This window comes from Streptomyces populi (assembly GCF_002911015.1).
In the GTDB taxonomy this organism is placed as follows: domain Bacteria; phylum Actinomycetota; class Actinomycetes; order Streptomycetales; family Streptomycetaceae; genus Streptomyces; species Streptomyces populi.
Window position 1 is genome coordinate 47,932 of the sequence record NZ_KZ626861.1, and the last position, 26,006, is coordinate 73,937.

22 protein-coding genes, 1 other RNA gene and 2 pseudogenes are annotated in these 26,006 nt (G+C 73.9%); 12 read left to right on the forward strand and 13 right to left on the reverse strand.

The annotated features are described in order from the left end of the window. Positions 1–245 precede the first annotated feature (245 nt). Positions 246–1,517 (reverse strand): D-alanyl-D-alanine carboxypeptidase family protein, encoded by a 1,272-nt coding sequence (locus CW362_RS14030; protein ID WP_103549771.1) that lies wholly within the window; start codon positions 1,515–1,517, stop codon positions 246–248. Positions 1,518–1,877: 360 nt separating this feature from the next. On the opposite strand from CW362_RS14030, the gene CW362_RS14035 reads away from it, so the two are divergent. Next, positions 1,878–3,341 (forward strand): ABC transporter permease, encoded by a 1,464-nt coding sequence (locus CW362_RS14035; protein ID WP_103549772.1) that lies wholly within the window; start codon positions 1,878–1,880, stop codon positions 3,339–3,341. Positions 3,342–3,433: 92 nt separating this feature from the next. Beyond that, positions 3,434–4,237, forward strand: coding sequence for an ABC transporter ATP-binding protein (locus tag CW362_RS14040; protein ID WP_376450335.1), 804 nt, complete (start codon positions 3,434–3,436; stop codon positions 4,235–4,237). A 52-nt stretch (positions 4,238–4,289) separates the two neighbouring features. Here CW362_RS14040 and CW362_RS14045 read toward each other — a convergent pair whose 3' ends face one another. Together CW362_RS14045 and CW362_RS14050 are read right to left on the reverse strand one after the other, a co-directional pair. Next, positions 4,290–5,282 carry an aldo/keto reductase gene (locus CW362_RS14045; RefSeq protein WP_103549809.1) on the reverse strand — a complete coding sequence of 331 codons (993 nt, stop codon included), beginning with the start codon at positions 5,280–5,282 and terminating at the stop codon, positions 4,290–4,292. Positions 5,283–5,340: 58 nt separating this feature from the next. Further along, on the reverse strand, positions 5,341–5,667 hold the full coding sequence (locus CW362_RS14050) for a hypothetical protein (RefSeq protein WP_103549773.1): 327 nt from the start codon (positions 5,665–5,667) through the stop codon (positions 5,341–5,343). A gap of 132 nt (positions 5,668–5,799) precedes the next feature. Between CW362_RS14050 and CW362_RS14055 the strand changes: the two genes are divergently transcribed. After that, complete coding sequence (locus CW362_RS14055; RefSeq protein WP_103549774.1) at positions 5,800–6,345, forward strand: DoxX family membrane protein; 546 nt, start codon at positions 5,800–5,802, stop codon at positions 6,343–6,345. 275 nt (positions 6,346–6,620) lie between these two features. Beyond that, positions 6,621–6,950 (forward strand): MazG-like family protein, encoded by a 330-nt coding sequence (locus tag CW362_RS14060; RefSeq protein ID WP_103549810.1) that lies wholly within the window; start codon positions 6,621–6,623, stop codon positions 6,948–6,950. Between the two features lie 210 nt (positions 6,951–7,160). Here CW362_RS14060 and rnpB read toward each other — a convergent pair. The 4 genes and pseudogenes from rnpB to CW362_RS14080 form a co-directional block, all read right to left on the reverse strand. Further along, positions 7,161–7,574, reverse strand: an RNA gene (rnpB, locus tag CW362_RS14065) — RNase P RNA component class A. A 118-nt stretch (positions 7,575–7,692) separates the two neighbouring features. Then, positions 7,693–8,472, reverse strand: a pseudogene (locus tag CW362_RS45615) (DMT family transporter); the annotation flags it as partial. A gap of 73 nt (positions 8,473–8,545) precedes the next feature. Further along, positions 8,546–9,469, reverse strand: coding sequence for a helix-turn-helix domain-containing protein (locus CW362_RS14075; RefSeq protein ID WP_103549775.1), 924 nt, complete (start codon positions 9,467–9,469; stop codon positions 8,546–8,548). 92 nt (positions 9,470–9,561) lie between these two features. Continuing rightward, positions 9,562–10,995 (reverse strand): RNB domain-containing ribonuclease, encoded by a 1,434-nt coding sequence (locus CW362_RS14080; protein ID WP_103549776.1) that lies wholly within the window; start codon positions 10,993–10,995, stop codon positions 9,562–9,564. A gap of 197 nt (positions 10,996–11,192) precedes the next feature. Between CW362_RS14080 and yaaA the strand changes: the two genes are divergently transcribed. The 3 genes from yaaA (at position 11,193) to CW362_RS14095 (ending at position 13,667) form a co-directional block, all read left to right on the forward strand. After that, positions 11,193–11,993 carry a peroxide stress protein YaaA gene (gene yaaA / locus CW362_RS14085; protein WP_103549777.1) on the forward strand — a complete coding sequence of 267 codons (801 nt, stop codon included), beginning with the start codon at positions 11,193–11,195 and terminating at the stop codon, positions 11,991–11,993. Positions 11,994–12,163: 170 nt separating this feature from the next. Beyond that, on the forward strand, positions 12,164–12,808 hold the full coding sequence (gene eda / locus CW362_RS14090; RefSeq protein WP_103549778.1) for a bifunctional 4-hydroxy-2-oxoglutarate aldolase/2-dehydro-3-deoxy-phosphogluconate aldolase: 645 nt from the start codon (positions 12,164–12,166) through the stop codon (positions 12,806–12,808). 58 nt (positions 12,809–12,866) lie between these two features. Further along, positions 12,867–13,667 (forward strand): helix-turn-helix domain-containing protein, encoded by an 801-nt coding sequence (locus CW362_RS14095; protein ID WP_103549779.1) that lies wholly within the window; start codon positions 12,867–12,869, stop codon positions 13,665–13,667. 63 nt (positions 13,668–13,730) lie between these two features. On the opposite strand, the gene CW362_RS14100 is transcribed toward CW362_RS14095, so the two are convergent. Genes CW362_RS14100 through CW362_RS14110 form a run of 3 tightly spaced genes read right to left on the reverse strand, consistent with a single transcriptional unit; the run spans position 13,731 to position 16,720 of the window. Further along, positions 13,731–15,116: a bifunctional RNase H/acid phosphatase gene (locus tag CW362_RS14100; protein WP_103549780.1), complete on the reverse strand. Its 1,386-nt coding sequence runs from the start codon at positions 15,114–15,116 to the stop codon at positions 13,731–13,733. Between the two features lie 12 nt (positions 15,117–15,128). Next, complete coding sequence (locus CW362_RS14105; RefSeq protein ID WP_206300957.1) at positions 15,129–15,872, reverse strand: zinc ribbon domain-containing protein; 744 nt, start codon at positions 15,870–15,872, stop codon at positions 15,129–15,131. Further along, the gene (locus CW362_RS14110) at positions 15,869–16,720 is read right to left on the reverse strand and encodes a Nif3-like dinuclear metal center hexameric protein (RefSeq protein ID WP_103549782.1); all 852 of its coding nucleotides are present in this window, start codon (positions 16,718–16,720) and stop codon (positions 15,869–15,871) included. Before CW362_RS14110 ends, CW362_RS14105 begins: the two co-directional genes overlap by 4 nt. 279 nt (positions 16,721–16,999) lie before the next feature. Between CW362_RS14110 and CW362_RS14115 the strand changes: the two are divergent. Together CW362_RS14115 and CW362_RS43265 are read left to right on the forward strand one after the other, a co-directional pair. Further along, positions 17,000–18,238, forward strand: a pseudogene (locus CW362_RS14115) (hypothetical protein); the annotation flags it as partial. Positions 18,239–19,456: 1,218 nt separating this feature from the next. Beyond that, positions 19,457–19,639 carry a hypothetical protein gene (locus CW362_RS43265; RefSeq protein ID WP_162684064.1) on the forward strand — a complete coding sequence of 61 codons (183 nt, stop codon included), beginning with the start codon at positions 19,457–19,459 and terminating at the stop codon, positions 19,637–19,639. A 134-nt stretch (positions 19,640–19,773) separates the two neighbouring features. Here the strand turns inward: CW362_RS43265 and CW362_RS14120 are convergent, their stop codons facing one another. Genes CW362_RS14120 through CW362_RS14130 form a run of 3 tightly spaced genes read right to left on the reverse strand, consistent with a single transcriptional unit; the run spans position 19,774 to position 22,742 of the window. Further along, entirely contained in the window at positions 19,774–20,724 is a 951-nt protein-coding gene (locus CW362_RS14120) for a 3-oxoacyl-ACP reductase (protein WP_103549783.1), read from the reverse strand. A gap of 49 nt (positions 20,725–20,773) precedes the next feature. Then, the gene (locus tag CW362_RS14125; protein ID WP_103549784.1) at positions 20,774–21,850 is read right to left on the reverse strand and encodes a Zn-dependent alcohol dehydrogenase; all 1,077 of its coding nucleotides are present in this window, start codon (positions 21,848–21,850) and stop codon (positions 20,774–20,776) included. 34 nt (positions 21,851–21,884) lie between these two features. Beyond that, positions 21,885–22,742 (reverse strand): MaoC/PaaZ C-terminal domain-containing protein, encoded by an 858-nt coding sequence (locus tag CW362_RS14130; RefSeq protein WP_103549785.1) that lies wholly within the window; start codon positions 22,740–22,742, stop codon positions 21,885–21,887. Between the two features lie 366 nt (positions 22,743–23,108). On the opposite strand from CW362_RS14130, the gene CW362_RS14135 reads away from it, so the two are divergent. From CW362_RS14135 to CW362_RS14145, 3 genes are read left to right on the forward strand one after another with little or no spacing between them, the layout of a single operon-like run. Beyond that, the gene (locus tag CW362_RS14135) at positions 23,109–24,011 is read left to right on the forward strand and encodes an ABC transporter ATP-binding protein (RefSeq protein WP_103549786.1); all 903 of its coding nucleotides are present in this window, start codon (positions 23,109–23,111) and stop codon (positions 24,009–24,011) included. Further along, positions 24,011–24,730: an ABC transporter permease gene (locus CW362_RS14140; protein ID WP_103549787.1), complete on the forward strand. Its 720-nt coding sequence runs from the start codon at positions 24,011–24,013 to the stop codon at positions 24,728–24,730. Before CW362_RS14135 ends, CW362_RS14140 begins: the two co-directional genes overlap by 1 nt. A gap of 15 nt (positions 24,731–24,745) precedes the next feature. Continuing rightward, positions 24,746–25,996: a sensor histidine kinase gene (locus CW362_RS14145; protein WP_103549788.1), complete on the forward strand. Its 1,251-nt coding sequence runs from the start codon at positions 24,746–24,748 to the stop codon at positions 25,994–25,996. The last annotated feature ends 10 nt before the right edge of the window (positions 25,997–26,006 follow it).

The following is a 26,006-nucleotide window of genomic DNA, read 5'->3' on the forward strand; positions in this document are numbered from 1 at the left end:
CACCGGGAGGAGGCCGAAGCCTCGACCCACACATACGGAAGCCGAACCTCCGGGCCGTATGGGCCGTTGGTGCGCTTATGCTCAGCATCTCCCTTTCAGAGCTTCACAGTTGGAGCACACTGCTTCGGTACGACCACGGTCCACACCGATGGGGGAGGTGGCGGCCGCTCCGCGGCCCGGGAGGGGGCGGACCTCGCGCAAGGCCGCGAGGTGTGCACCGGACCGCGGAGCGACCGCCCCCGTCGTCAGCCCTGCCGGGGGCCTTCCGTCTCGGCCACCTCAGCGGTCTCGGCCACCTCAGCGGTCTCGGCCGTCCCGGTCACCTCGGCGGCCCCGGTCACCTCGGCCGTCCCGGCCGCCACGGTCGGCTCCCCCGCGGACCGGCGCCTGCGGGTGCGCAGCGCGAGCGCGCCGCCCGCCAGGAGCGCCACCGCCGCCCCGGCCCCGCCTATCAGACCCCACGGCGCGCCGTCCGACTTCCCGGCCGCGGCCGGGGCCGGAGCGCCCGCCGCCGCCTTCGCCGCCTTCCGGGCGGGGGCCTCGCTCGCGCCGCGCTCGCTGAGCGGATCGACCAGCCTGCCGACCGGCTCGGCGTGCGCGCCCTTCCCGAAGCCCCAGTCGAGCAGCCGGGCCGTCTCCTCGTAGACGCCGTTGCCGCCGCTCTTGGGGTGCATCACCGTGACGAGCAGGGTCCGTCCGTCGCGGGTCGCCGCGCCGGTGAAGGTGTTGCCGGCGTGGCTGGTGTAGCCGTTCTTCACCCCGATCAGGCCCTCGTACGGCTTCATCCCCCACGCGCCCGTCAGCAGACGGTCGGTGTTCTGGATCTGGAAGGTCTTCTTGCCGCCGGCCGGGAAGTCCGCGGTCCTCATCGAGCAGTACTCGCGGAAGTCGGCGTCCGCGAGGCCGTGCCGGGCGAAGAGCGCCAGGTCGTACGCGGACGACAGCTGACCCTTGTGGTCGAACCCGTCGGGGCTGACCACATGGGTGTCCAGGGCCTGTAGGTCCTCCGCGAGCGCCTGCATCTCGGCGACGGTGGCCGGGATGCCGCCGTTCATGTGGCTGAGCACGTGCACCGCGTCGTTGCCGGAGCGCAGGAAGACGCCCTGCCACAACTGCTCGACGGTGTAGGTGATGCCGGGCTTGATGCCGACGAGGCTGGAACCCGCGGGGACGTCGGCGAGGTCGGCGTCGACCACCTTGTACGTCTCGGCGCGCTCGAACTTCTTCAGCACGGTGTCCGCGAACAGCATCTTCAGGGTGGAGGCGGGCGGAAGACGCAGGTGCGCGTTGTACGAGGCGAGCACCTCGCCGGTGGTGTGGTCCGCCACCAGCCAGGAGCGGGCGGTGAGGTGCTCGGGCAGCCCCGACGCGCCGATCGCCTGGACCCCGGAGCGGGCCAGCCTCGCACCGCCGATCGTCGACGTGGCGTACGCGGTGGTGGCCGTCGCGGCGGCGAGGGGGACGGCGGCGGCGAGGCCCAGGACGGCACGGCGGGAGAGCCCGGAAGAATCACGCATCCCGGGACCGTACAAAGTCCGTCCGGGAAGCCCGACAGCGGGGTCGTAAAAGGAAGGAACGCTGATTTTGAAGCGGTGGCAAAATCGGGTGCGCGGAAGCGGATCCGGGCGAACGGAACCGGTCGGCGGCCCGCGGGGACCGCGTCCGCGGCGGGCCCGCCCGTCCGCGTCACGGGGCCACTCAACAGCGGTTTCCTGGCAATGAGCCCTTGAAAGGCTGAGAATGGGCTGTCTGACCCAATATTGATTCAGGGGTCCGGATTCTCAGCCCTCGCACATCTCTTACTCAGCCCGGCTCAAAGGTTCCTCCATAGCTTTTGGCCGCGCCCACAGGGGCGCCAAGAACCTTTGAGGAACGGGATGTTTGGCATCTATCTCAAGCGTGAGCTGAGCCGGCGCAAGAAGGCGGCGCTGGTGATCGCCCTGGGTCTGGCGCTCGGTATCGCGCTGGTGATCACCGTCAACTCGGTGTCGGCCGGCATGCAGCAGGCCCAGGACAAGGTCCTGAAGTCGCTGTACGGACTCGGCACGGACATGACGGTCACCAAGGCCCGCACGGCGCCGACGAGCGGCTCCTCGGGCCGACCGAAGTTCGACTTCGACGCCAAGTCGGACAGCAGCAAGACCCAGAGCTCGGACCGGGTGATGACCCAGGGCGGACAGTCCCTGAAGTCCTCGCTCGTCACCGAGGTCGCCGCGCAGAAGGGCGTGGCGAGCGCGGTGGGCGCGCTGAGCCTGAACGTCACCAAGGTCGACGGCTCCTTCACCCAGGGCAAGGCGAAGTCCACCACCTCGGGCTCCGGCCAGCAGGGCGGGCCCGGCGGCCAGGGCGACGGCACCGGCGCTCCCCAGGTGCAGGGCGGTGGCGCCTCCTTCGACGTGAACTCCTACTCGGTCGCAGGCGTCGACGTGACCCACCAGGACCTCGGCCCGCTGGCCACCTCGAAGATCACCACCGGCAAGACGTTCACGGCATCGCAGACCTCCGCGAAGGTCGCGGTGCTCAGCAAGTCGTACGCCAAGGAGAACAAGTACACGGTCGGCGAGACCTTCAAGATCTCCGGCACCAAGTACAAGGTCATCGGCATCGCGACGCCCGACAGCAGTGAGTCGACCACCGACGTCTACCTGCCGCTCGAGCAGGCCCAGACGCTCGGCGACGCCAAGAACAAGGTCACCACGATCTACGTCAAGGCGACCGACTCGAAGCAGATCTCCACGGTCAAGGCGACCATCCAGAAGAACATCTCCGGGACGACCGTCACCACCTCCGCCGACCTCGCGGACACCGTCTCCGGCTCGCTGTCCACCGCCTCGAACCTCGCCACGAGCGTCGGCAAGTGGCTGTCCGTCGCGGTCCTGATCGCCGCCTTCCTCGTCGCGGCGCTGCTCACCTCCTCCGCCGTCTCCCGCCGGGTGCGCGAGTTCGGCACCCTGAAGGCGCTCGGCTGGCCCTCCCGCAAGGTCACCCGGCAGGTCGTCGGCGAGTCGATCGTGAACGGACTGCTCGGCGGCGCCCTCGGCATCGCCCTCGGTCTCGCCGCGGCCTACACCGTCACCGCGATCAGCCCGAAGCTGACGGCGGAGCTCGGCTCCACCGGCGGGGGCGGCGGCATGGGCGGCGGCCCCGGCGGCGGGGGTCCCGGCCAGATGGCCTCCGCGGCCAAGAACACCGTGGACATCGCCCTCACCGCGCCGGTCTCGGTGACCACCATCGCGCTCGCCGCGGGCCTGGCCATCACCGGCGGTCTGATCGCCGGCGCGATGGGCGGCTGGCGCGCCTCCCGGATGCGTCCGGCGGACGCGCTCCGCAGCGTCTCGTAACCCGCCCCCGGCCACACCCCCTGAGCGGGGGCGCCGCGGCCACTCCCCCCGGGCCGCGGCGCCCCCACCCCTTCACTCCTCGGAGAAACCTCATGTACAAGCTCACCGGCGTCACCAAGCGCTACACGCGGGGCAAGGAGACGGTCGAGGCGCTGCGCGGCATCGACCTCACCATCGAGGACGGCGACCAGCTCGTCATCCAGGGCCCCACCGGCGGCGGCAAGTCGACGCTGCTCCAGATGATCGGCGGTCTCGACCGGCCGACCTCCGGCGGCGTCGAGCTGGACGGCGTGGACCTCGCCGCCATCAGCGAGGCCAAGCTGACCCGGCTGCGGGCCGAGAAGATCGGCATCATCTTCCAGTCGTTCAACCTCATCCCGACGCTGACCGCGCAGGAGAACGTCGAGACCGCGCTGGTCCCCCTCGGGGTCAAGCCGGCCGAGCGGCGCGAGCGGGCCGCCGAGGCACTGCGCTCGGTCGGCCTCGGCGAACGGCTCACGCACGTCCCGACCGAGCTGTCCGGAGGACAGCAGCAGCGCGTCGCGATCGCCCGGGCCCTGGTCAAGAAGCCGAAGGTACTGCTCGCCGACGAGCCGACCGGCAACCTCGACGAGGGCACCCGCGACGACATCATGGGGCTGCTCGAAGGGCTGTGGCACGAGTACGGACTGACGTTCGTCATGGTCACCCACGACTCCTCCATCGCCCGCCGCGCCCCGCGCCTCGCGACCATCAAGGCCGGACAGATCACCCTGACCGAGCAGGCCGGTGCCCGCCGGGCCGTCCCCGGCGGGGACGGCCGGGACCACCTGCCCGGACAGGAGCAGTACGCGCAACAGCTCTACACACCCGAGCAGTTCACGCAGGAGCAGTACGGCGCGCCCCGGGGCCGCTGAGCCCGCGGCGGCCCCGCCGCCCGCACCCGACCCCTCGCGCCTCCCGGGCCGCTCACCGTCCGAGCACGCCGTCGACCTCGGTCAACTGCGCCGCGGTGAGCGGCCCCCGGGCGATCGCGCCCGCGTTCTCCTCGGCCTGGGCGACCGAGCGGAAGCCCGGGATCGGCACGGTGCGCGGGCTGCGGGCCCACAGCCAGGCGAGGGCTCCCTGGGCGAGCGTGCGCCCGCCGCTGGTGAGGATCTCCTCGAGGGCGTCCACCCGGGCGAGCCACTCCGGGTCGGCGCCGCCCTCCCCGGTGAAGCCCTCCAGCCACACGGGCGGCACGCTGCGGATGTCCCCCGCCCCGAGGGCGCGCCCCGCCGGTCGCCGGCCGGTCAGCAACCCCATGGCCAGCGGGCTGCGGTTGACGCTCGCGAGCCCGGACTCCTCGCACAGGGCGACGAGTTCGGGCGCGTCCTGGAGGACGTTCAGCCGGTGCTGGACGGCCGCGCAGTGCTCACCCGCCGCGAAGACCGCCGCCCGCGCGGGGTCGTCGGTGCTCCACGCGTACGCCCGGATCAGCCCTTCTCGTACGAACTGCTCGCAGGTGTCCCGGAGTTCGGCGGCGCGCTCCGGGTCGGCGTCGGCCAGGTGCAGCTGGTACAGGTCGATCCAGTCGGTGTCCAGGCGCCGGAGCGAGGCGGTGAGCGCGCGGCGGGCGTACTCCGGGGAGTCGTCGCTGCCGATGAGCAGCCGCCGCTCCTCGTCGACGAGGTTGCCCCATTTGGTGGCGACGACCACGTCGGCCCGCCGTTTGCCGAGCGCCCGCCCGAGCACCCGCTCGCTGTGTCCGGTGCCGTACGCGTCCGCCGTGTCGAAGAACGTCACGCCGAGGTCGAGGGCGCGCCGTACGGCCCGTACGGATTCCTCGTCGTCGACCTCGCCCCAGCCCAGCGGCTGTCCGTCCGCCGTCGACCACTCGCCGCCGATGGCCCAGCAGCCGAAGCCGAGGGCGCTCACCTCGATCCCGCTGTTCCCCAGGGTCCTGTTCCCGGTTTTCTCCATGCCCGCGGACACTAGGAGTTGGAGTCCACGCGAGGACAAGACCCCGGGAGCGGGGCGGTCAGGCCTGGCCGGTCTCGAAGCGGCTGATCCTGCCGTCCTCGTCGACGGTGAAGGTCCACCTGGTCTTCATCTCGCCCCAGGTGTCGTTGCGGTACCGCACGAGGAGGGAGCGTCCGCCGGCGGACTCGCTGTCGACGTCCATGTGGCCGCGCGAGGAGAAGATCTCCCGGTCGGTCCAGTCGCCGAGGTCACGGTCGGAGCCGTCGTCGGACATGGTGGCGCCGGGCGTGAGCAGCGCGTCGAAGGCGCTCCGGTCGTGGGCGTTCACCGCGGCGACGAAGGCCCGGACGGCCGGGTCGCTGAGTCTCGTTACCTGAATGCTCATGGCAGTCAGGCTCACACCGGCCCCCCGCGCCCGCCACCCGAACGGCTGCGCGGGCACGTCGGGCGCGTTCGATCGGTGCGACGGTGGACACCCGGGAGGGAACCGTTGCCGCTGTCTGGACTGGGAGTCACCGTGACCTGTATCGACCGGCGTGATCTGGGACTGCTGCTGCTCCGTCTGAGTACGGGCGGTGTGCTGGCGGCGCACGGGGCGCAGAAGCTGTTCGGCTGGTTCGGCGGCGGCGGCATCGAGGGAACCGGACAGGCCATGGAGGCCATGGGGTACGCGCCGGGAGAGGCGAGTGCCCGGGCGGCGGGTCTCGCGGAGGCCGGCGGCGGCACGCTGCTGGCGCTGGGCCTCGCCACGCCCGCGGCCGGTGCCGCGGCCGCCGGCGCGATGGCGGGCGCGGCGGCCGTGCACGTGCCGAACGGGTTCTTCGCGATGAACGGCGGTTACGAGCACGCGGCCTCGCTCGGCCTGGCGGCGGCCGGCCTCGCGGTGGCGGGTCCGGGCCGGCTGTCCCTCGACCATCTGATGGGCCACGCCGTGAACCGCGGCTGGATGGTGCCGATCGCCCTCGGGACGACGGCGGCGGTCACCGCGGTCGTCGTGGGCGTCCGGAACGATCGGGTGCGCCGGGCGCGGGAGGGCAAGCAGGAAACCCTGTTCGAGGAGTAGGCGTCGGCCCCGCGGACCCGGGGGAGGCTCGCCCCATGCCTGATCGCACCGCGGAAGACGACCCGGCCGGGCGCACCGGCCCCGCCCCCTCCGGACACACCGACGCCGTCCCCTCCGGACGCACCGGCCCCGGCCCCGCCGGACACACCGGAGCCGGCACGGCGGGCGGGCCCGCCCGGGACACCCCGTCGGCAGGCCCGGGCGAACTCCCGGTCTCGGCCCGGGCCGAGGCTCCGGCCGGGCGCGCCGCCGACGGCGCGGACCCCTGGCCGACGATCGACCTGCTGCACGCCTGGCTGGACGCCGACCGGGCGCACGGCGGCCGGGAAGGACTGCTGCTGCGGGTGCTGAAGCTGTCGGAGGAGGTCGGCGAGGTCGCCCAGGCGGTGATCGGCGCGACGGGCCAGAATCCGCGCAAGGGGGTGAGTCACACCTGGGACGACGTCCGCTCGGAGCTGTGCGACGTCGTGATCACGGCGATGGTGGCGCTGCGCACGCTCGCGCCGGACGCCCGCGAGGTCTTCACCGCCCACCTGGCGGCCGTCGCCGACCGCTCGCTCGGCGGGACGCACGGCGGGACTCGCAACGAGTCGTCGACCACCTGACGGACAGCGGGATCTCGCCGACCGACCCGCGAACGGACGGCGGTGACCTGCTCTGTTCACTTCGGCGTCGAGGCCGAGGACCTGACCCACGACGAGTGGAAGAAGTCCCGGGCGACCTGGTTCACGGTCACGAACCGACTCCCGGGAACAGGGCCCGTACACGCCTCAGGGCTCGGCCCCGGTCCGTGGACCGGGGCCGAGCCCTGAGGGCAGACGAGTCGGGCTGTACGCCGGATTTTGTCACCCGGTCGCCTCGCGGCGGCCGGGGAGACGGCCATCCATCTAGGGCCGGCGTTGCCGCCGGCCTCGTGCGGTCTACCCGCGGACTCGGGCGAGCAGCCCTCGAACGTCCGCGCAGAGCCGCCTTCCCTCGCGAGAGGGCGGCTCCTCTTGACCTTGCTCCGGGTGGGGTTTACCTAGCTGCCCAGGTCACCCTGGGCACTGGTGGTCTCTTACACCACCGTTTCACCCTTACCGCGAACCGGAGTTCGCGGCGGTCTGCTTTCTGTGGCACTGTCCCGCGGGTCACCCCGGGTGGCCGTTAGCCACCACCCTGCCCTATGGAGTCCGGACGTTCCTCGGGAAGGTCCACAAGAACCTCCACGCGGCCGTCCGCCCGGCTCGTCTGCCGTGCCGACCATGGTACCGGGCGGGCGGGACGCCGGGGACCGGCGGACGCCGTGGCCAGGACGGAGCCCGCCAGGATGAGGGCGAAGGCGGCGAGGATCCCGGGGGTCAGGTTCTCGTCCAGGAAGAACGCACCCGCCGCGACCGCGACGGCCGGGTTGACGTACGTGATCACCGTCGCCCGGGTCGGACCCGCCTCCTTGATCAGTTCCAGGAAGGCCACGAAGGCGACGGCCGTGCAGACGACACCGAGGCCCACGAGAGCGGCCAGGACCTGTCCGGAGGGCATCGCCTCGGGCCGGGTGACGGCCGCCGCGGGGGCGTAGACCAGCGCCGCCAGCGCCAGGCAGGGGGCCGTCAGGTGGAGCGAGGGCACGTCCTTGAGCCGGCGGGCGACGATGAGCGGCGCGGTGGCGTAGCCGACGACCGTCAGCAGCACCTCGACCAGCGACCGGGCGTCGCCGCCGGTCAGATGCGGTGCCGTGAGGACTCCGACTCCGGCCAGGCCGAGGGCGAGGCCCGTGACGCGCCGGGCGCCGAGCCGCTCCGCGTCGCCGAGGAAGCGGGCCGCGACCACGCCGACGATCGGCACACCGGCGATCAGCAGGCCCGCGGTGGAGCTGGACAGGTGGCGTTCGGCGTCCGTGAGGGTCCACCAGGGGACCATGATCTCGATGACCGCGAAGGCCAGCATCGGGCGCCAGTGGGCCCGTACGGTCCGGGGCAGGCCGCCCTGCCGGATCGCGAAGGGGAGCAGCAGCGCGGCGCCGACCGCGCAGCGCGTGAACACCACCACCGACGGGGACACCTCGTCCACCGCCACTTTGATCATCAGATAGGGGATGCCCCAGATCACTCCCATCAGGGAGAACAGGAACCAGCCGCGTGCAGTCATACGGGCAGTCTCGGCCACCGCCCGGCGGCGGGTCTTGAACGCTGTTGCGCCCCGACGGCGTGAGCGCTCCGTCCTACGGGGACGGGAGCGGGGACAGGGACGAGGACGAGGACGAGGACGGGAGCACGCTCGCGCGGTACGCGGCCGGGGTCACGCCCAGTACCCGGCGGAACCAGCGGGTCAGGTGCGCCTGGTCGGCGAAGCCCACGAGTGCGGCGACCTCGGCGGGGCGCAGTCCCGACTCCAAGAGCCGGCGGGCCCGGTTCACCCGGTGCTGGGCCAGCCAGGCGTACGGCGGGATCCCCGTCGTCGTACGGAAGGCGCGCAGGAGCTGGTAGCGGGACAGACCCAGGTCCGTGGCGAGGGCGGCGAGGGAGGGCGGGTCCTGGAGCTCTTCGGCCAGGCGGTCGCGTACGGCGTCGGCTATGCGCGCGGCGCCGGGGACCTCGTCGCGGCCCGGGCGGGCCGTGGAGTGGCGCCGGGTCAGCGCGGCGAGCAGCCACGGGAGGCGGGACTCGGCCTCCAGCGGGTCCGGGCAGGCGCTCAGTTCGGTGTGCGCGACGCGCAGCGCGGCGGCGAGTTCGGGGTCGTCGAGCAGCCCTTCCCTGAAGTGCGGGAGGCCGCCGACGGCACCCTCCGAGAGCAGGGACGGCTCCGCGTACAGGGCCCGGTAGGCGTAGCCCTCGCAGGCGGCGGGACCGCCGGTGTGCATCTCGCCGGGGGCCAGCACGACGATGGACCCCGGGCCGGTCCGGAGGTGGCCGCCCCGGTAGCCGATGAGCTCCGAGCCGCCGACGCTGACGCCGATGGTGAACTCGTCGTGGGCGTGCGGGGCGTAGCGGTGCCGGTCGAAGCGGGCGGTCAGCAGGTCCAGCGGCCGCCCGCCCCGGCCGAGGACGGCCCGGGTCCAGCGTGCCTCTTCCCGCGCGGAGGGCTTCGAGGGGGGCTTCGCGGATTCCGTCACGGTCCCGGCCGCCGTCTCTCCCCGTCCGGTCATGGCTCTCTCCCCCTCGCTCCCGTGGCCGCCGTGTTCTCTCCACAGGGCCAACACGCGCGTCCCCCGTTTCCATGCCGGAGGCCGCACCCGGGTCAGACGGGTTCGAACCGCACCTTCGCCGTTCCGGGGTCCGCCTGTGCGAGCCGGACCCGCAGGCGTTCGCCCAGGGGCAGCGGTGCCGTGCCGCCCGAGATCCGGGCGAAGACCGCCGGGGACTCCAGTTGCACGGTGCCGGTCGTGGGTTCGTGTTCCGCCACGTCCACCACGCAGGCCTCGAAGAGGTCGCCGACCCGGTCCGCGAGGAGCGCGGCCTCCACGATGTCGACGCACTCGCGCTCGACGGTGCCCGCGCGCCGGCTGCCCTCGGCCATCTCCTTGGGCAGGGCGTCGAGCGCCGCGAGGACCCACTCGGGGGACGGCAGACCGGCGGCCGCCGCCAGGCAGATCTCCGCGGCGTAGCGGTCGACGAGCCGGCGCAGCGGGGCCGTGCAGTGGGCGTAGGGAGCGGCGACGGCGGCGTGCGCGGTGACCTCGGGGAGCGCCCCGTCCCGGAAGACGGTGTACCCGGCACCGCGCAGCAGGGTCGTGCACTCCTGGAGGAAGGCGGCGTGGTGGGGCAGGCGCGGGTCGAGGGAACGGACGAGCTGCGCGTACGAGACGTGGTGCGGCCAGTCGACGTGCAGGGCCCGGGCGGTGCGGCGCAGCCGCCCGACCGCCCCGTCGGGCGCGGCGGGCAGGGTCCGCAGCACCCCGGTGCCGTGGTCGAGCATCAGTTCGGCCGCCGTCATCCCGGTGAGCAGGGAGATCTGCGCGTTCCAGCCCTCGACGGGCAGCGGGGCCCGGTAGGCGAGCTCGTACGCCCCGTCCTTCTCGACGATCTCCTGCTCGGGCACGTTGAGCGAGATGCCGCCGCGCTCGATCTCCAGGGCCTCGCGCAGGGTGCCGACGTCCTTGAGCAGGGCGAGCGGTTCCTCCGCCGTTCCCTCGTCGATCCGGTGCTGCGCGGTCGCGTAGTCCAGCTTGGCGCGGCTGCGGACCAGGGCGCGGCGGACGTCGGTGATCTCGGTGCGTCCGTCCGGGCCCAGGTCGATCGTCCACAGGACGGCCGGGCAGGTCTGGCCCGGGAGGAGGCTCGCGGCGCCCTCGGAGAGCCGGGGCGGGTGGAGGGGGACCTTGCCGTCCGGGAAGTAGAGGGTCGTCACGCGCCGGTGCGCCTCGGCGTCCAGGGCTCCGCCGGGCGCCACGAAGGCGGCGACGTCCGCGACGGCGTACTGGACGCGGTAGCCGCCCCGCTCGCGGCGGGAGAGGTGCATCGCCTGGTCGAGGTCCTCGGACGTCGGCGGGTCGATGGTGAACAGGGGGACGTCCGTCGCGTCGTACGCGGGCAGGCGGGCCGGCGGCCCGACTTCCGCGAGGGCGTCGGCCGGGAAACTCCCGGGCACGCCGAGCTCGGTCCGCAGCGCGCGGAGAGCGGCTCGCAACGGGGTCTGAGGGGTGCCAGTGACGCGTACGTGACGGCGGGGCATGGGTCGAGCGTAGGCCGGGGCCGGGCGTCGGGCACGCGGAGCGGGGCGCCCTCCGGGCGAGGGGGACCGGCCGCACCCGCCACGCCGACGACCGGGCCCGGTGGGCCCCGGCGGGCCCGGTGGGGTCGGGCAGGGGAGGGCGTCCGGGTGTACCCGTAGGCTGGCGGCGGTCCGTACCACCGTGAGGAGAACCAACCGTGCTCGTGCTGCTGCCGCCCTCCGAGGGCAAGGCACCCTCCGGCCGGGGAACCGCGCTCAAGCCGGAGTCGCTGTCCCTGCCCGGTCTCGCGGAGGCGCGTCGGGCGGTCCTCGACGAGCTGGTCGAGCTGTGCGTGGCCGACGAGGAGAAGGCCCGCGAGGTCCTCGGACTGAGCGAGGGTCTGCGGGGCGAGATCGCGAAGAACACGGAGCTGAGGACCGCGGGCGCCCGCCCGGCCGGGGAGATCTACACGGGGGTCCTGTACGACGCCCTGGACCTGGCCTCGCTGGACGCCGACGCCGAGCGGCGCGCGGGCAGCTCGCTGCTCGTCTTCTCCGGGCTCTGGGGCGCGGTGCGGGTGACCGACCGGATCCCCTCGTACCGCTGCTCGATGGGCGTGAAGCTGCCGGGCCTCGGGGCGCTGGGCGCGCACTGGCGTACGCCGATGGCCGCCGCGCTCCCCGAGGCCGCGGGCGACGGGCTCGTGCTGGACCTGCGCTCCTCGGCCTACACCACGGCGTGGAAGCCCAAGGGCGAGGTGGCGGGGCGGACGGCGACCGTACGGGTGCTGCACGCGCAACTGGTGGACGGGGTCGAGAAGCGGTCCGTCGTCAGCCACTTCAACAAGGCGACCAAGGGCCGGATCGTCCGCAGCCTGCTCACCGCGAACGCCGCGCCGAAGGACCCGGCGGAGCTGGTGGAGGCGCTGCGGGACCTCGGGTACGCGGTGGAGGCGGAGGCCCCCGGCAAGGCGGGCAGGCCGTGGGCGCTCGACGTGGTGGTGCGGGAGATCCACTGAGCGGCCGACCACCGGGCGGGTCATCAGCGGGCGGGTCCCACCGGGCGGTTGTCCGCCGAGGGGCCGCCCGGCGGTCGTCGCCCGTCGCACGGCCGGCCCACCGCTTCACCGGCGTTGCAACATATGCAACGACCTTTGCGCACGATGCACACCCCGGGCACGATGAGGGCATGACGCCGTCATCGCCCCCGTCCTCGCGCGCCTCCGTCCTGGATCTCGCGCCCGTCGTCCCCGTCGTCGTGGTCGCGGACGCCCTCGACGCGGTGCCGCTGGCCCGGGCACTGGTCGCCGGAGGGCTGCCCGCCATCGAGGTGACGCTGCGGACCCCGGCGGCGCTCGACGCGATCCGGGCCGTCGCGGCCGAGGTGCCGGACGCGGTGGTGGGCGCGGGCACGGTCCTGACGCCGGAGCACGTGGCCGCGTCGCTGGCGGCGGGCGCCCGCTTCCTGGTCAGCCCCGGCTGGACGGACGGGCTGCTGGACGCGATGCGGGCGTCCGGGGTGCCGTTCCTGCCGGGGGTGTCCACGGCCTCCGAGGTGGTGGCACTGCTGGAGCGGGGGGTGCGCGAGATGAAGTTCTTCCCCGCGCAGGCGGCGGGCGGCACGGCCTACCTGAAGTCACTGGCGGGGCCGCTCCCCCAGGCCCGGTTCTGCCCGACGGGCGGCATCGGCCCCGAATGCGCTCCGGACTACCTCGCGCTCCCCAACGTGGGCTGTGTGGGCGGAAGCTGGATGCTTCCGGCCGACGCGGTCGCCGCCCGGGACTGGCGCCGGGTGGAGGACCTGGCACGGGCGGCGTCGGCACTGCGGCGGTAACCGGCACGACGAGTGTGCCGCCGTGCCGCTGTCGTACCCGTGACGTACAACTGGTCGCATGACGACCGGTGTCTCCGCCGACCCCCCTCCCTTCGCCCGGGAACTGCTGCGCTGGCGGCGCGCTCGCCGGGTGAGCCAGTTGGAGCTGGCCTCCCGGGCGGGCACGACCCAGCGGTACGTCAGCTTCATCGAGCGCGGGCGTTCGGTGCCCGGCAGGGAGATCGTGATCCGGCTCGCCGAGTCGCTGGACCTGACCCTGCGGGAGCGCAACGCGCTGCTCCTGGCGGCCGGTTACGCCCCCGCTTTCACCGAGTCCCCGCTCGACGCGGCCGCGCTGGAGCCCGTGCGCGAGGCGCTGGACGGCATCCTCGAGGGGCATCTGCCGTATCCGGCGGTGGTGGCGGGACCGCACGGTGAACTCGTCGCCGCCAACGCCGCGTTCGACGTCCTGTCCGAGGGGGCCGCGCCGGAGCTGCTGGAACCGCCGGTGAACGTACTGCGGTTGGCCCTTCATCCGCGCGGGATGGCGTCACGGGTGGTGAACCTGGACGCCTGGGGCCGGCACATCGTGGAGAACCTGCGGGCCCGCTCCCTGCGCAGCCCCGATCCCCTTCTCGACGCGCTGGTGGAGGAGTTGGCGCGGTACGTACCGGTGGGCGAGCCCGGCGCGGACCACCTCGGGTTCGCCGTGCCGCTGCGACTGCGGTGCCCGGAAGGCGAGTTGAGACTGCTCACCACCCTCACGTCGTTCGCGACCGCGGTGGACGTCACGCTCGCCGAACTCCACCTGGAGGCGTTCCTCCCGGCGGACCGGGAGACCGCCGGGATCCTCCGCGACCGCGCCGCCCGGCGGGGGTGAGGCCGACGCGCTCCCGGGATCGCCGTCCTCCGGACCGGCACCCCGGAACCGGTGCGGCCGGGGTCAGCGCAGGTGCGAGGTGTCGTTGAACAGCCGGACGCTCGCGTTGCCGTCCGCGTAGTACGCGACCGCCGAGAGCGACGCCGCCGACAGCTCCATCCGGAACAGCGACTCCGGCGGGGCTCCGAGGGCCAGCCGTACGAGGGTCTTGATCGGGGTGACGTGGGTGACGAGCAGGACCGTGCGGCCCGCATAGGAGGCGATCAGCTTGTCGCGGGTGGCCGCCATGCGGTGCGCCGTCGCGGCGAAGCTCTCGCCGCCGCCGGTCGGCTCGGCCTCCGGTGAGGCGAGCCAGGCGTCCAGGTCGTCCGGGTGCCGTTCGCGCACCTCGCCGAAGGTCAGCCCCTCCCAGGCGCCGAAGTCCGTCTCGCGCAGACCGTCCTCGACGACGACGTCGAGGCCGAGACGGGCGGCGACGACTCCCGCGGTCTGGCGGGTCCGGGCCAGCGGCGAGGCCACGATCGCCTGGATGGTGCCGCGCGCCGCCAGCGCCGCGGCCACCCGCTCCGCCTGCTCCCGGCCCGCGTCGGACAGCGAGGGGTCGCTGCCGCCGCTGCCCGAGAACCGCTTCTGCGGGGTCAGCGGGGTCTCGCCGTGCCGCAGCAGGACGAAGGTGGCGGGGGCGCCCATGTCGGGAGGCGCGCTCCAGCCCGCGGCCGGCGTCGTCGTGCGTTCCGAGGCCACGTTCCTCGCGGCCCGCTCGTCGTCGTCCGCCTTTCCGGCGGCCGGGATCGCGGCTTCGCCGCCGGAAGCGGGGGTGCCGCCCGACGCCGTGGGTCGGGTGCCGCTCGCCGCGGGCCGGTCGCGCAGTTCCCCGCGCCCCTGGTGGGGCGACTCGGCGCGGGTTTCCTTCAGGGCCGCGCGGGCCTTCGCCGCGCCCGCCGCCGCGTCGCCGGGTGGGCCCGTCGGCTCCGGCGCCGCGGCGCGGGCCGCGCGGGCGTCCAGTTCGGCCGTCGACGCCGACGGCGACCAGGCCTCGCCCCGCCTGCCCGCGTCCATCGCCTCGTTGGCCAGCCGGTCCGCGTGCTTGTTGCGCTCGCGCGGGATCCACTCGTACGTGACCTGGGAGGCCGGAAGGACCCCGGCCGCGCGCGCGGCCAGGGGCTTCATGTCCGGGTGCTTGATCTTCCAGCGCCCGGACATCTGCTCGACGACGAGCTTGGAGTCCATCCGGACCCTGACGCGCGCGGTCGCGTCGAGGTCGCGGGCCGCCTCGAGACCGGCGACCAGGCCCCGGTACTCGGCGACGTTGTTGGTGGCGACGCCGATGTACTCGGCGCGCTCCGCCAGCGTCTCCCCGGTGGCCGCGTCGATGACCACGGAACCGTAGCCCGCGGGCCCCGGGTTGCCCCGGGAACCTCCGTCGGCCTCGACGATGAACTCCCGCACGAGTCCGACTCCCTACAGGCCGGACTCGGCCGTGCGCACCAGGATGCGCTGGCAGTTCTCGCAGCGCAGCACGGCGTCGGGAGCGGCCGCCTTCACCTCGTTGACCTCGGTGATGTTGAGCTCCAGGCGGCAGCCCTCGCAGCGGCGCTGGTAGAGCCGGGCGGCACCGACGCCACCCTGCTGCAGGCGCAGCTTGTCGTACAGCTTGAGGAGGTCGGCGGGCACCGTGGCGGCGATGACCTCGCGCTCCTTGGTGACCGAGGCCGTCTCGCCGTCGAACTGCTCGAAGGCGGCGTCACGGCGGGCGGTCGCGTCGTCGGTCTTCGCCTGGACGGAGGAGACCCGCTCGGTCAGCTCGGCGACCCGCTCCTGGGCGGACTCACGGCGCTCCATGACCTCGAGGACGACGTCCTCCAGGTCGCCCTGGCGCTTGGCGAGGGAGACGATCTCGCGCTGGAGGTTCTCCAGGTCCTTCGGGGAGGTGACGGCGCCCGAGTCGAGGCGCTGCTGGTCGCGGACGGCACGCTGGCGCACCTGGTCGACGTCCTGCTCGGCCTTGGTCTGCTCGCGGGCGCAGTCGCTCTCCTCGGTCTGCGCGGCGACGAGCAGGTCGCGCAGCTGGGCGAGGTCCTTGTTCAGCGACTCGATCTCGGCGTGCTCGGGCAGCGACTTCCGCTTGTGCGCGAGCTGCTGCACGCGGGAGTCGAGGGACTGGACGTCGAGAAGTCGGATCTGGTCGGCGGGCGCGGCGTTCAGTTGGGGGCTCCTGTTGTGTCGTCGTGTGAGGCCGCGTGGGCGGTCCAGGGGTCGGTGACCGTCCGGGAGACGTGGACGCGCAGTCCCCATCCCTTCCGGTCGGAGATCTCGTCGAGCTGGGCGGCGGCCAGCTCGCACCAGGGCCACTCGGTGGCCCAGTGCGCCGCGTCGAGCAGCGCGAGAGGGCTGTGGGCGCGGGCCTCCGACACCGGGTGGTGCCGCAGGTCCGCGGTGAGGAAGGCGTCCACGCCGGCGGCGCGCACGTCGTCGAAGAGGCTGTCCCCGGAGCCGCCGCTGACCGCGACGGTCCGCACCAGGGCTTCGGGGTCGCCCGCGACGCGGATGCCCTGCGCGGTGGCGGGCAGCCGCTCGGCGGCCCGCGCGGCGAGTTCGCGCACGGTCAGCGGATGGTCCAGCTCGCAGACGCGGCCGAGGCCGCGGCGCCCCTCGGGGTCGGTGGTGTCCGGCACGAGGGGCCGCACGACCCTGAGGTCCAGCGCCCCGGCCAGCGCGTCGCTGACTCCCGGGTCGGCGCGGTCGGCGTTGGTGTGGGCGACGTGCAGCGCGATGTCGTTCTTGATCAGCGTGTGCACGACCCGGCCCTTGAAGGTGTCGGCCGACACGGTCGTCGTACCGCGCAGATAGAGCGGGTGGTGGGTGACGAGCAGGTCGGCTTCCAGCTTCACCGCCTCGTCGACGATGTCCTGGACCGGGTCGACGGCGAACAGGACGCGCGTGACCTCCTGGTCGGGGTCGCCGCAGACGGTGCCGACCGCGTCCCACCCCTCGGCCCGCTCGGGGGGCCAGAGGACGTCGAGCGCGGCGATGACTTCAGACAGACGGGGCACGGGGAAAAGGCTACCTGCCCCACGTCCCTGTCCGACCGGTCGCGGACCTCGGTCCCGATGTCCGGGCGGGCGGCGGACCTGCCGGACCGGTGCCGGGAAGGGCGGGCGGCACGCGGTTCCCGCCGTTCCCGGCGCGCGTCTCCCCGCCATGGTTCAGCACATCCGACCCGTTCCCTCAGGCGAATCCGAACACGGCCACCCTTATGTGTGAAGCAGCAGCCCGTCGCTCCCCCGCCTGTGCGTACGAAAACTACCTTCGTCGCCGGAGGTGACCGAACGATGACGGCCGGTGCGAGAGAACCCTTGGTGCGGAGCGAGCGTGCGAACGGTGCCGGGTACGGTGGCGCCGCGAGCCGGTGGGCCGCCCCTCCCGGCTGCGTGATCACCGCCGACGGCGCCTACGGGGCACGGCTCGCCCGCGACGGCGAGTCCTGGTACCCGGAGCGCTGGACGCTGGACGGCCCCGAGCCCTACGCCGTACCGCTGCCCGGTCCGCAGCCGGAGGAGCCCGGCGCCGAGGTGCTGCCGCTGACCGACGGCAGGGTGCTGATCCACCGCGTGGACGACGGACGCCACGCCTTCTCCCTCCTGTACCCGACCGGGCCGGGCACCGGCGAGCTCCCGCTCGGCGCCGTGGAGTGCCCCGACGCCGGCACCGTGCTGCGGCTGCTGCCGCCCGCGCCGGACGGGGAACGCGCGTACGCCCTCGCGGTGGGCCGGGGGTCGACGGCGGTGTGGCTGGTGGCGGGCGGCGCGTTCGGCCCGGAGCATCTGGCCGAGGTGCCGGGCCACTGTTCGGGAGGGGTGTGGCTGGACGGCACGGGACGGCTGCTCGCGCTGGACCGCCTCCAGAACGGCCGCACGAAGACCGTGGTCGTCGACCTGGAGCGCGGCGGAGAGGTGTCGCCGCTCCTCCAGATCGCCGAGCACAGCGACGACCGGCTGCTCCTCGCGGACGCGGACAGCGGACTCCTGCTCATCCGGTCCGACGCGCCGTCCCCCGGCCGGGACCGTCTCGGCTGGGGCGTGCTCGGCAGCACCCTGCCCGTCCGCTTCCCGGACTGTCTGAACGCGACGGGCTGTTCGATCAGCCCCTTCGCGATCCAGCCGGGCCAGGTGCTGACCCCGGAGTCCTGCGCGGTCGCCCTGCGCATCGACGGACCGGGCGGCACCTGGGTGGGCATGTGGCGCCCGTCCGAACGCCGGGTCCACCACCGGCCGGCGCCCGAGGGCTGGCTGCCCGGCACCGGTCTGTGGACCGTGGAGGGGGTGCTCCGGCTGCCGTACACCACGCGGGGCGTCCCGTGCGGCGTCGCGCGGCTGGAGGCGCCCGAGGGGGTGAGGGGCCCGGGCCCGGGGGATCCGGCTCGTCCCGGCCGTCCCGCGTCGCCGCCGGTCCCCCTCCAGCAGGCACCCCTGCGGGCCGGCCCGCCGACCGCTCCGTCCCATCCCGCCCCGCGGACCGGCCCGCCGCCCCGGGCGCTCCCGGCCCCGCGGGACGAAGCGGTCCGTGCCGTCGACGGCCCCCGGGCACCGCACGCCGGTACGGGCCCCCCGCCCGAGGGCCGGGGGGCGCCGTCGACGGTGACGAGCCTCGCCGCCAGGACCTCGCCCGCCGAAGCGCGGCGGGCGGACACGGGCCCCGGCCCGGAGACGGCCGAACCGCTCCGGCCGGTCGTACGAAGCGCCCCCGAGGCCACCGCCCCGGCCCGGCCCCGGCCGAGCCGCTGGACCAGGGTGCCCCTGCCGACCGCGCCCGGGCCGGGGCGCCGGGTCGAGCCCGCCAGAACGCCCACGACCGCGCCGGACCTCTGGACCAAGGTCGCCGAAACGCCCCCGCCCGGCATGGGCCTCAGGACCAGGGCCGACGGAGCGCTCCCGGGCGGTATGACCGTCGGTGCCGAAACCGCCGAGCCGCTTCCGCCGGCCGCGGGAACCGGTGCCGGCCCCGACGCCGAAGCCGGGACCGGCGCCGATCCGGGTTCGGGGACCGGCGCGGGCGTCCCCGCGGGTGCCGGTGCGGGTGCCCCCGCGCACGCCGGCACGGGCGTCTCCGTGGGTCCCCCTGCCGGTGTCCCCGCGCACACCGGTAGCGGCGCCGACAGGATCACGACCGCCGCGGGGCCCTCGCCGGCCGAACCGCTCCCGCCCGTCGCGGGCCCCGGTGCCCGGACCGCCGAACCGCTCCCGCCCGTCACGGGCCCCGGTGCCCGGACCGCCGAACCGCTCCCGCCCGTCGCGGGTCCAGGTGCCGGGCCCGCCGGACCGCTCCCGTCGAACCCGTGGGCCGACACCACCGGGCCCGGCCCCTGGACCAAGGTCGCCGAAACACCCCCGCCCGGCATGAGCCTCGTCACCGGGGCCGGTGGAACACGCCCGGGCGGCACCGCCCCCGGGAGCGGGAGCACCGACGCTCCGCCGGCCGTCGCCGGGTTCAGGGAGCAGGTGGCCCTGAGGCCCACGGCGAGCCGACCGGAGCTCGGCGTCGAACCGGCCTCGGCGCTCACCGCCGTGGCGCGGACGCTCACCGCCGCACCGCAGGCGCTCACGAAGCACGCGGAGCACCAGGAAGGCCCCGGGAACGGGACCGCTCCGTTCCCCGGGGGTCCGGGTGCGGTGCCTCACACAGGCGGGGAGAAAAAGGACACCACGGGCGAAGAAACGTCACCCTCCGACTTCCGTGCGGTGACCGCACGTTAGACTCCCCCGGCTGTAAAGAAGGATCTTGCATACGGGGTGAACACTTCAATGAACGACTCCAGCACCATGGAAGCGCCGGTCGCCGACGTCCACGAGACGTCGACGACGGGGTCCGAGGGCCACGGCAGACACCGCGGCCCGGTCTCCGGCCACGACGGCGAGGCGGCCCCTCAGGGCCGCCACCGCAAGCCGTCCGGCCAGCAGGCCACGACGGCCTGACGGATCCCACGGCACGCCGAACCGGCACACGGCCCCGCTCGCACCAGGCGAGCGGGGCCGTGTGCGTGTGGGGCTCCCCCGGGTCCCACACGCGGGCGCCGTCCGGCTCCCTCGGCGAGGAGAGCCCTCCCGTTTCAGCGAGGAGAGCCCTCCCGTTTGAGCCCGAGCACCTCCGCCGCCGCGAACGTCTCGCCGCGCGGCCGGTCCGCGTAGTACGGGGTGAGCAGCGCGTCGAGTTCGTCGTGGCTGAACGTGTCCTGCTTGCTGTCGAACTTCGCCGCCACCCTGGGCCGTTCGACGACCGCGACCATGCCGCCGTGCACCACGAGGAGCTGACCGTTGACGTGGGCGGCGGCGGGCGAGGCCAAGTAGCCCACGAGCGGGGCGACATGCTCGGGGGCGAGCGGGTCGAGGCCGTCGTCGGGCGGTCCGAAACCGGCGAAGACGTCCTCCGTCATCCGGGTGCGGGCGCGGGGGCAGATGACGTTGGCCGTGACGCCGTACTTGGCGAGCGCCAGCGCCGTCGAGGTGGTCAGGCCGACGATCCCGCCCTTGGCCGCCGCATAGTTGGGCTGTCCGGCGGAGCCGGCGAGGAACGCCTCCGAGGAGGTGTTCACGATCCGCCCGTGGACGGGTCCGCCGGCCGCCTTGGAGCGGTCCCGCCAGTGGACGGAGGCGAAGTGGGTGGTGTTGAAGTGGCCTTTGAGATGCACCCTGATGACCGAGTCCCACTCGTCCTCGGTCATCGAGAAGACCATCCGGTCGCGCAGGATGCCCGCGTTGTTGACGAGGATGTCCAGCTTCCCGAACGCGGCGACGGCCGCCCCGACCAGTTCGCGGGCCTGTTCGTGGTCGGAGACGTCCCCGGTGTGGGCGACGGCCCGGCCGCCCGCCGCCCGGATCTCGGCGGCGACCTCCTCGGCCGGTCCGGCCGAGGCCTCGCCCGAACCGTCCCGTCCGGGCCGGCCGTGGTCGTTGACGACGACGGCCGCGCCCAGCCGTCCGAGTTCCAGCGCCTCGGCCCGGCCGAGCCCGCGTCCCGCGCCGGTGACGATCGCGGTGAGCCCTTCGAGTGGCAGTGACATCAGGGTCCTTAGCGGTTGTCGTGGAGGTCCGCACCGGCGGTCGCCGGGATCAGATCTCTATGCACGTCCTGAGGGCGGTGCCCGAACGCATCTGGTCGAGCGCCTCGTTGATGCCGGCCAGCGGCACCCGGTGGGTGATCAGGCTCTCGAGGTCGATGCGGCCCGCGCGCCACAGGGCGATCGTGCGCTCGTAGGAGCGGAGGACGTCCCCGCCTCCGTACATGGAGGGCAGGATGCGCTTCTCGTCGAAGAACAGCTCGAACATGTTGAGCTGGAGGAAGTCGTCCATGGCGCCGGCACCGACGACGACGAGGGTGCCGCCGCGGCGGGTGTGGTCGTAGGCGGTGCGTGCGGTGGCCGACTTGCCGACGACCTCGAAGACGTAGTCGAAGCCCTCGCCCGCGGTCACCGACTGCTTGGCGTCGGCGAGTTCGTCGGGCGAGACGGCCCTGGTGGCGCCGAAGCCGAGGGCGGCCTCGCGGCGTGAGGCGACCGGGTCGACGGCGACGATCTCCGCCGCTCCCTTGAGCCGGGCACCCTGGATCGCGGAGATGCCGACGCCTCCGCAGCCGATGACGGCGACCGACGAACCGGCCTCCACGTCGGCGGTGTTGAGGGCCGCTCCGAGTCCGGTGGTGACGCCGCAGCCGATCAGGGCGGCGATGTCGAAGGGCACGTCGTCGGGGACGGGGACCGCGCAGCCCGCGGCGACGACGACCTCCTCGGCGAAGGTGCCGGTGCCGGCGAAGCCGAAGACGTCACCGCCGGGGCGCTTGAAGTTGGGGGTGCCCGCGTTCATGAATCCGGCCAGGCACAGTTCGGTCTGGCCCCTCTTGCAGGAGGGACAGGCGCCGCAGGCGGGCAGCCAGCAGATGACGACGCGGTCGCCGGGCTTCACATGGGTGACGCCCTCGCCGACCTCGGTGATCTGTCCGGCGCCCTCGTGTCCGGGCACGAACGGCGCGGGCTGGGGCAGCACACCGTTCATCGCCGAGAGGTCCGAGTGGCACAGGCCCGTGGCCCGCACCCGGACGCGCACCTTGCCGGGCCCGAAGCCCACCGCCTCGACGTCGTCGAGGACCTCGAGCTTGTCCTGGCCTGTCTCGTGCAGTACGGCTGCGCGCATGGTGCGGCTCCCCTCAGGACGGTTCGTACGGCTGTCAGGCGTGATCGACGACGGTGTCGGCGAGGACCGGCGCGTCGTCCCGTTCGACGGCGCTCACCGCCACCCGGACCGCGCCGTCGCTCCGCCACATCCGGATGCGCAGGGTCTCGCCGGGGAAGACGACTCCGGCGAAGCGGGTGGTGTACGAGCGGACCCGGGTCACGTCGCCGCCGAGCAGGGTGTCCACGACGGCCTTGAGCGTCATGCCGTACGTGCACAGCCCGTGCAGGATCGGCCGGTCGAAGCCGGCGAGCTTGGCGAACTCGGGGTCGGCGTGCAGCGGGTTCAGGTCCCCGGAGAGCCGGTAGAGCAGGGCCTGGTCCTCGCGGACCGGGCGTTCCACGGTCTTGTCCGGTGGGCCGGCGGGGGCTTCGAGGCGAGCGCTCGGTCCGCGGTCGCCGCCCCAGCCGCCTTCGCCGCGTACGAAGATCTGGGCGTCGTTCGTCCACAACGGGCCCTCGGCGTCCGCCACTTCGGTGCGCATGACGAGGACGGCGGCGGTGCCCTTGTCGTAGACCGCGGCGATGCGCCCGGTGGCGGTGGCCGTGCCCTCGGCCGGGATCGGGCGGTGCAGCCTCAGACTCTGGCCGCCGTGCAGGACGCGGGCGAGGTCGACGTCGACGCCGGGCATGGAGAGTCCGCTGATCACGCCCGGTGAGCCGGCGCCCGCGACGGTGGCGAAGCTCGGCAGGACGTGCAGCCTGGATTCGAGGGTGTACCGCAGCTCGTCGGGGTCGGTCGCGGGGACTCCCGCGCCCAGGCCCAGGTGGTAGAGCTGGACGTCCTTGTGGGTCCAGGCGATCTCGCCGGTCCGCGGTGGTGCCGCGACGGCCTTGGCGGCGTCAATGGGCATGGGGCTCCTTGCTCGACTGCGCGAAAGACCTCGATGCGGCCGTCCGCACCGTCGGCCGCACCGAGGTCGACACCGGGCCGCGGAAGGCGCTCGTTCTAGAACGCGTTCCAGTACGGCGACCCCTTGTATAGCCCAGCGTCCGGTACTTGTGAAGACTACTGACGCCATGTCAGATCGAGTCACCGCAACGGCCCTTCGCGCGAACGCGCCGTGGCGGACGGCCGTGACATTTGTCCCGGCCGATCGCCGACAAGTGCATCTGCCGGGGCACCGTCCCCGCCCCCTAGCGTCGTAGTCATGACACGGACGACGGGGACGACGGCGAGGACGACAGCGGGAGAGCCGCGGGGAACATCCGCGCCGCAGATGGCGGGGACGGCACCGGCGGTGCGCTTCAGGGGTGCGGTCAGGACCTTCGGCGACGTGCGCGCCGTGGCCGGTCTGGACCTGGAGGTGGGGTGCGGCGAGACGGTGGCGCTGCTGGGCCGCAACGGCGCGGGCAAGTCGACGGCGATCTCCCTGCTGCTCGGCCTGGACGAGCCGGACGAGGGCTCGGTCGAGCTCTTCGGCGGCCGGCCCGAGGAGTCGGTGCGCGCCGGACGGGTCGGCGCGATGCTCCAGGACGCGCGGCCGGTGCCGCGGGTCACCGTCCAGGAACTGGTCTCCTTCGTGGCGGGGCGCTATCCGGCGCCGCTGCCGGTGGCCGAGGCGCTGCGGCTCGCGGGCGTCACGGAACTGGCCGGGCGGCGCGTCGACCGGCTGTCCGGGGGGCAGGCGCAGCGGGTGCGGTTCGCGGTGGCGCTCGCCGGGAACCCGGCGCTGATCGTGCTCGACGAACCCACCGCGGCGCTCGACGTGGAGGCACGGCACGCGTTCTGGGAGTCGATGCGGGCCTACGCGCGGCGCGGTCACACCGTGCTGTTCTCCACGCACTACCTCGAGGAGGCCGACGCGCACGCCGACCGGATCGTCGTCGTCGACCGGGGGCGGCTCGTCGCGAACGGGACCGGGGAGGAGCTCCGGCGGGCGGCGGGCGGCAATCTCGTCTCCTTCGATCTGGCGGGACTCGCCGCGGAGAGCCTGGCGCTGCTGCCCGGCGTGGTGGCCGTGGAGGTGCGCGGGGAGCGGGCCCGGCTGCGCACGGACGACTCGGACGCGACGGTGGTCGCGCTGGCCGAACGGGGGGCGGTCCGCGGTCTGGAGGTCGTCCCCGCGTCCCTGGACGACGCGTTCATGGCCCTCACCTCGCACGACCGGGAGACGGTGTGATGTTCGACTACCTGCGGCTCGAAGTGCGCCGGACGCTGCGCGACACCGGCTTCGTGATCGGCGGCGTCGCGATGCCGGTGATGATGTACCTGCTGTTCACCAACCTCGGCGGGGGCGACGACGGCGCGTGGAGGACCGCGTCGATGGTCGGCATGGCCGCGTACGGGGCGGTCGGCTCGGCGCTGAACACCGGTGGCGGGGTCGCCGAGGACAAGGTGACCGGCTGGCTGCGGCAGCTCCGGGTGACCCCGATGGCCCCGCGCCAGGTGGTGCTCGGGCGGGCGCTGACCGGTGCGGTGACCGTGCTGCCCGCGATCGTCTCGGTGCTCGTGGCCGGCGGTCTGGTCAACGGGGTACGGCTGGACGCCTGGCAGTGGGCCGCGACGGCCCTGCTGCTGTGGCTCGGCTCCGTCCCCTTCACCCTGCTGGGCCTCGGCAACGGCTACCGGATGACCGCGCAGACGACGGGCGTCGCGAACATGGTGTGCAATCTGGGACTCGCGGTGGTGGGCGGCCTGTGGTTCCCGCTCGCCCTCTTCCCCGGCTGGCTGCGTTCGGTCTCGGCGTACACGCCCACGAACCGCTTCGCCGAGCTGGGCGTGTCGGTCACCGAGGGCCGGGCGCCGGGCCTCGGGGCGGTGGCGGTGCTGACCGCCTGGCTGCTGGCGTTCGGTTCGTACGCCGTGGTCTCGTACCGTCGATCCGCACGAATTGTCTGAACGGGGGAACGGAACATGTCCTGGATGAGGGGAATCGGCTGCCAGGTCCGCGCGCTGCGGGCCGAGCGACGGCGCTGGAAGGCCGACATGGAGCGGTTCAAGGAGGAACAGCGGGCCGCGCGCAGGAGCGGCGGCGCGATGCCGGAGAACCCGGGGCCGCCGCCGACCGGTTTCGCGCTGCTGCCGTGGCTGCTGCTGGGGATGGGTGCCTTCTCCAACCTCTTCCAGGGCAGGACGCCACAGCCCTGGATCGGCGGGCTCGGCCTGCTCGTCTTCAACTCGCTGTACATCTACGTGACGTTCCGCGCCTTCACGAAGGAGACACGGGAGGCCCGCTCGACGCGGGTGGCACTCGTCCTGATGGGCGTGGTCACCTGCGGGCTGGCCCTCGGGTACGGCGGGAGCTGGCTGTACTTCTTCCCCCTGCTCGGGCTGGCCACCGGGGCGGTGGTGCGCGGCCCCTGGCTCGGGAGGATCGGGCTCGGTCTGACGGCGCTCGCCGCGGCGGTCTCCGTCGTGAGGGCGGGCTGGGACGCGGTGAACGTCGCCTACGGCACGTTCCTGTCCACGATGGTGACGGCCGCGATCCTCTCCCTGTCCGAGGCGGTGCGCGAACTGCGGGCGGCCCGCGAGGAACTGGCGCGCCGGGCGGTCGAGAAGGAGCGGCTGCGTTTCTCCCGCGACCTGCACGACCTGCTCGGGCACACCCTCTCCGTCATCGTGGTGAAGTCGGAGGCGGCCCGCCGGCTGGCTCCCCGCGATCTGGACGCGGCCCTCACGCAGGTCACGGACATCGAGTCGGTCGGCCGGCAGGCGCTGACGGAGATCCGCGAGGCGGTCACCGGCTATCGCGAGGGCAGCCTCGCCACCGAGCTGGACGGCGCCCGCTCGGCACTGTCCGCCGCACGGGTGGAGCCGGTCGTCCGGCGGTCGGGACCGCCCCTGGTCCCGCAGACCGAGGCGCTGCTCGGCTGGGTGCTGCGCGAGGCCGTCACCAACGTCGTGCGCCACAGCGACGCGACGCGCTGCGAGATCACCGTCGACGGGAACGCGGACCGCGTCCGGCTGACCGTCTCGGACAACGGCACCGACGCCTCCCCCGCGGATCCCGGGCCGGGCGTCGGCGGCACCGGCCTCAAGGGCCTCACCGAACGCCTCGCGGCGGCCGGCGGCTCCCTGCGTGCGGGCCGGACTCCGCGCGGCGGCTTCGAGGTGCGGGCCGAACTCCCCGTGGAGGCGGCGGACCTGACGGAGGCATCGGTCTGAGCGGCGCTCC